A 4,906-nucleotide genomic window follows, 5' to 3' on the forward strand; every position below is an offset into this window, starting at 1 on the left:
AGATGTGTAGAAGAGACGGCCTGTCTGTGATGGTGCCCCCGGGGGCTGGGGAAGCGGCGCCCGGACGGGGCGCCGGTGACGACAGGCTCACCGCTGCGGGCTCGGTCCACCCGCGCGCGCTCGGCCCTGGTGGCATCCCGTAGCGCCCCACCGGCGGGTCTGGAGACCCCCACGGAGTAGACCCTCCGGGCCGATCGATCGCAGGATGGGCAGGCGGTGCTGTCGGGGGCATCCCGCATGTCCCGATGTACGTCGAACGGGCCGCAGTGTGGACAGCGGAACTCGTAGAGGGGCACGGCGTCTCCTGCTCGCGGTCGGGGTCCGAGGCGGCGGCGTCCCGCCGCCTCGGACTGGGGCGATCGGTCAGTCAGCGACCAGCTCGCGGTCTCCTCCGGCCCCCTCCGGCAGGAGGCTCCGGTCGAAGATCGACAGGGGGATGCTGATGGAGACCGCGCTGTTGGGGATGTCGACGACGCCCCCGACCCGGCCGTCGATGGGAGCCGCGCCGAGGAAGAGGTAGGCCTGCTCGAAGGTCCAGTCCATCGCCGGCATGAGGTAGTTGATGGCATTCAGGCAGGCCTGCCGGTAGGCGACGGTGGCGTTCATGTAGTAGTTCCGCCCGTCCTCCACGCTGATGCCCTCGAAGGTCAGGTACTCGGAGTACCCGGGGCCGACCCGACCAGGCTTGAAGAACGGCATGTTGGTCTTGTACCGCTCCATTCCGCCCTTGATGACGTCGAAGTGCAGGTCGATGTAGCCGGGCATCTCGATGGCGCCGCAGAAGGTGATCTCGCCGTCTCCCTGCGCGAAGTGCAGGTCGCCGATGGAGAACAGCCCGCCCGGCACGAAGACCGGCATGTACACCCGGCTGCCCACTCCGAGGTCCTTGATGTCGACGTTGCCGCCGTGCTCCCGCGGCGGGATGGTGCGGCAGGCCTCGGTGGCCGCGCGCTCGAACTCCGCGCCGCTCAACCGGCCGAGGAGCGCGTCCTTGGGCTGCGGGGGCAGCGCCAGCGCGGGGGTCTGGGGCGCGCCGGGGGTCTCGCCGCCCTTCGCGGGGATGTCGCCGGTCACCCGGTCGGGGTTGAGGTCGATGAGCGCCTGTTCGCGGCGGTTCCACTCCGCCAGCAGGTCGGCCGAGGGCGCGCAGCCGAACAGCCCCGGGTGGGAGTTCCCGACGAAGCGCACGCCGGGTACGTGCCGGCTGGTGGTCCAGATGCCGTCGATGTCCCAGATCGCCTTGGATGCTCCGGGCGAGTAGTCGGTGAGGAAGCCCCCGCCGTTCTCCTTGGCGAAGATGCCGGTGTATCCCCACGGCTGCACGTCGAAGGGCCCCATGTCCACGATGTCGACCACCAGCATGTCGCCCGGCTCGAGGCCCTCGAACGCGATGGGGCCGCTGAGCACGTGGCACGGGTCGAGGTTCATGGTGCGGATGTCCTCGGCGTCGTCGCTGTTGCGGACCTGGTCGTCGGTCCAGTCCTTGCACTCGATCCGGTAGGTGGCGCCCGGACGGACGGTGTTGGCCGGCGGGATGTCCGGATGCCAGCGGTTGTGGCCAGGGACCGCCTGCTGAGCCATGGGCACGCTCAGGTCGCGGTTGATCTCGAAGATGACCTCGGGCACGGGTTGCTCCTCGTGGTTGGCGGGTCTTCCGATCCGGCCGGGCGGCCGGGGCTTGGGGATGCCGGAGGGTCGCCTCACCCCTCGAGAGTGCGGCGAGGGGTCGAGGTCACCGCCGGCGAAGTGGCCCTGCGGGGATCACGCGGAGCTCCGCGTCCGCCATCCGGGCGACCTCGTAGTCCTCGTCCTCCGGCGGGAAGGAGCGCCAGATCCCCGAGTTCGGACACGTCGTGGTCGTGTCGGTGCATGCCGTCCTCCACTCCAGGGCGCTCGTTCGTCGAGGGCGCGAGACAGGGGTCGCGTGGGACGCGATCCCTCAGCTGCTGGGGGCCGCGTCCTCACGGCGGTAGTCCTCGACCGCCCGGTCGGTCCGGGCGGGTTGGCTGCGGGTCGTACGCCCCGCGATGACCATGAAGAGCACCACGGCGGCTGCTGCGGTCACGACGACGACCAGATCCGGGACGTCGGTCCAGGCGCCGAGGAGGAGCAGCAGGCCGGGGATGGTGGCGGTGATGATCGCCTCCACGACGGTGATCCATCCGGTCACCGTCGTCAGCCTGGTCAGTCCCAGACCCAGGACGAGGAAGAACATCGTGAACAGCAGGGCCCAGAGCAGCCACAAGGTGCCGAACTTGACGTCGTCGCGGCTGAAGGTGATCACCGCGATGAGCAGCGAGACACCGGCTGCCCAGCCGGAGTACCAGCCCACGCCGGTGCCCGCGTGTCCCGTCAGGTTGACGATGCCGACGTAGAGGTACACGAAGCCGAAGAGCAGGAAGCCGGACGCGGTGAACACCGGGGTCAGGTCCGCACCAGCCGGGAGGGCCAGGGAGAGGACGACCACGACCAGCAGTGCGCCCACGAACAGGTTGATCGGAGCGGCGGCCGGGGGCTCGACCCGCCCCAGCAGAGCGAGACCGTTGACGAAGAGCACCGCACCGACGAAGAGCAGTCCCAAGGCGCCCATGTCGGCCCTCCTGCCGTGTGGCCGGACGACGTCGCGCTGGGGTGAGGCGCGACGGGAGCCGGCGTCGGAGATGCTCCCGGGACCCCTCCCAGGGTCGGGGAGCCGGGAACGAGAACTCAGCGGAGAAATATTTCCCGTGGAAAGTACTCACCGACGGTCCAGCTCGGCAACCGGTGGGGCCGGCCCTCTTCTCCCGCGACGGATGGCCGACTGCTGCTCCGCCGCATCGGGCTACCCGGTGCCGCGGGCGACCCCTCGTGCTGGCGGGGCCGGCATGGCGGAAGGCGCTGCCGTCCCCCTGGCGCGGGGGACGGCCGACGCTCAACCCCCCGTCTCGCCCGTCGTCTGCAGCCGCGCCAACAGATTCGTGAGCTGACCGAGGCCTGCGGCGCCCAGGACCTCCTCGAGGTTGGACTCGTGTCGCTGCAGGATGCGGTCGAGTCGCGAGCGCAGCGCTCTGCCGCGTGGAGTGAGCAGCACCAGGACCCGACGTCGGTCATAGGGGTCGCTGCGGCGGTGCACCAGGTTCGCCGCGACGAGTCGGTCCACGATCTTGGTCAGCGTCGGTGCGGGCAGCATGGCGAGGTTCGCGAGCTCGCTCATGGACCGACCCTCACGGTGTGACAGGCCGTCCAGGGCCCGGCACTGTTCGAGGGTCACGCCCTCCCGTTCGAGGTCTGCGGCCAGCGCGGCGGTCAGCTTCCGTTCGACCGCCGTGATGAGCGCGAACGCCGAGCGGTCGGCGGCGATGCCCGGCATTGCGCTCCCTGTCGCCCGGTCCTAGTGTCGCTTGCTGCTGGAAGGATTGTAGGGGGAAGGTCTGGCGCTCACCGCGCGCACTCGTGGGGGCGTCGCCTCGCCGGAGAGCCGCGGAGGCCCGATGGTCGAACGGAGGGTGCGCCCCGGCCTCGCTGCAGCCCCGAACCGTCCGTCGGTCGCTGCCGCGCCCGACCGCGACGATGCGTGGCGCGAGACCCTCCACGTGGGGCTGGTGATCCCGCTGCAGGGGCCCGCCGGCATGTTCGGTCCATCCTGCGAGGCCTCTGCTGCCCTGGCCGTGGAGGGGATGAACGCTGATCGGGGAGTGCTGGGGCGCCAACTCCGGCTCGTCGTCATCGACGGCGGTCAGCCTCCCCAGCGGGTGGCCGACGAGGTGGACTGCCTCGTCTCGGCCGAGGCCATCGACGCAGTGACCGGATGGCACATCTCCGCCGTCCGGCAGGCCGTCGCGCCCCGCACGGCCGGGCGCGTCCCCTACGTCTACACCGCCCTCTACGAGGGCGGCGAGCGGACGCCCGGCGTCTTCCTCACCGGGGAGACGCCGGACCTGCAGCTCTACCCGGCGATGCGGTGGATGGGGACGGCGTTGGGTGTCCGACGGTGGTTCATCGTCGGCGACGACTACGTGTGGCCCCGGGCGTCCGCGGCCGCCGCGCGGGCGTACGCCACACGGCTCGGCGCGCGCGTCTGCGGGGAGGAGTACGTCCGCCTCGGGTCGGAGGACTTCAGCTCCGTCCTGACCGAGATCGAGCGCGTCCGCCCGGAGGGCATCCTGATGCTCCTCGTGGGGGAGGACGCGGTGCAGTTCAACCGCGCGTTCGCCGCCCGGGGGCTCGACGAGCGGATCGTTCGGCTGAGCCCGCTCATGGACGAGAACATGCTGCTGGCCACAGGCGCCGACGGCACCAGCGGGTTGTACGCGGCAGCGGGCTTCTTCGAGGCGCTGGGCACCGAGAGCAGCCTCCAGTTCCTGGCCGACTACAGCCAGCGGCACGGTGTCCTGGCCCCAGCGCCGACCAGCCTCGGCGAGTCCTGTTACGAGGGCATCCGGCTGCTGGCCGAGCTCTGGCAGCGCTGTGGCAGCACGGATCTGCCGGCCATCTGCGCCGTGGCGGAGGCCACCGGCTACGACGGTCCCCGAGGGCCGGTGCACCTCACCGACCGCCACCTCCGGCAGCGCGTCTACGTCGCTCGTGCCGACGGTCTGGACTTCGAGGTCCTCGCCCAGCTGTGAGTCGGGCCGAGCGTCAGCGCACCCATCCCTCAGGCCTCGTGCGCGCGGCGGGCGTGCACCGCTCAGTGGGCGGCCGACCTGCGCTGCGGGGAGTCGACCTCGGTGTCCCGCCGTGAAGTGCGCCATCAGGGACTCGAACCCCGAACCCGCTGATTAAGAATCGTAGAAGTTGATCATAGCTGACTGTTGACGGAGGTCGACGCACCGACCGCGACCCCAACCGGTATGGCGAGCTGATCCAATGCACGCGGCGGCGCCAGCGCGGTCATGGCCAGGACCCCGACGGCCAAGCTCAAGACCGG

At 70.7% G+C, this 4,906-nt stretch carries 5 protein-coding genes and 1 tRNA gene; 1 reads left to right on the forward strand and 5 read right to left on the reverse strand.

Annotation, left to right across the window (positions count from 1 at the left end):
* The 4 genes from CNO22_RS30300 to CNO22_RS25525 form a co-directional block, all read right to left on the reverse strand.
* Positions 1-296, reverse strand: a 296-nt coding sequence (locus tag CNO22_RS30300; protein WP_100502061.1) for an FmdB family zinc ribbon protein, incomplete at its 3' end; no start/stop codon positions are given.
* A 67-nt stretch (positions 297-363) separates the two neighbouring features.
* On the reverse strand, positions 364-1,626 hold the full coding sequence (gene fmdA, locus CNO22_RS25515) for a formamidase (RefSeq protein WP_100502055.1): 1,263 nt from the start codon (positions 1,624-1,626) through the stop codon (positions 364-366).
* Positions 1,627-1,939: 313 nt separating this feature from the next.
* Positions 1,940-2,590, reverse strand: a complete 651-nt coding sequence (locus CNO22_RS25520; protein ID WP_100502057.1) for an AmiS/UreI family transporter — start codon at positions 2,588-2,590, stop codon at positions 1,940-1,942.
* A gap of 321 nt (positions 2,591-2,911) precedes the next feature.
* Positions 2,912-3,349, reverse strand: coding sequence for a MarR family winged helix-turn-helix transcriptional regulator (locus tag CNO22_RS25525; protein ID WP_100502058.1), 438 nt, complete (start codon positions 3,347-3,349; stop codon positions 2,912-2,914).
* A gap of 121 nt (positions 3,350-3,470) precedes the next feature.
* Between CNO22_RS25525 and CNO22_RS25530 the strand changes: the two genes are divergently transcribed.
* On the forward strand, positions 3,471-4,604 hold the full coding sequence (locus CNO22_RS25530) for a substrate-binding domain-containing protein (protein WP_100502060.1): 1,134 nt from the start codon (positions 3,471-3,473) through the stop codon (positions 4,602-4,604).
* Between the two features lie 118 nt (positions 4,605-4,722).
* Here the strand turns inward: CNO22_RS25530 and CNO22_RS28010 are convergent.
* Positions 4,723-4,853, reverse strand: a tRNA-Lys gene (locus tag CNO22_RS28010).
* Positions 4,854-4,906 lie beyond the last annotated feature (53 nt).

Origin of the sequence: Geodermatophilus chilensis (assembly GCF_002802985.1) — a bacterium.
In the GTDB taxonomy this organism is placed as follows: Bacteria; Actinomycetota; Actinomycetes; order Mycobacteriales; family Geodermatophilaceae; genus Geodermatophilus; species Geodermatophilus chilensis.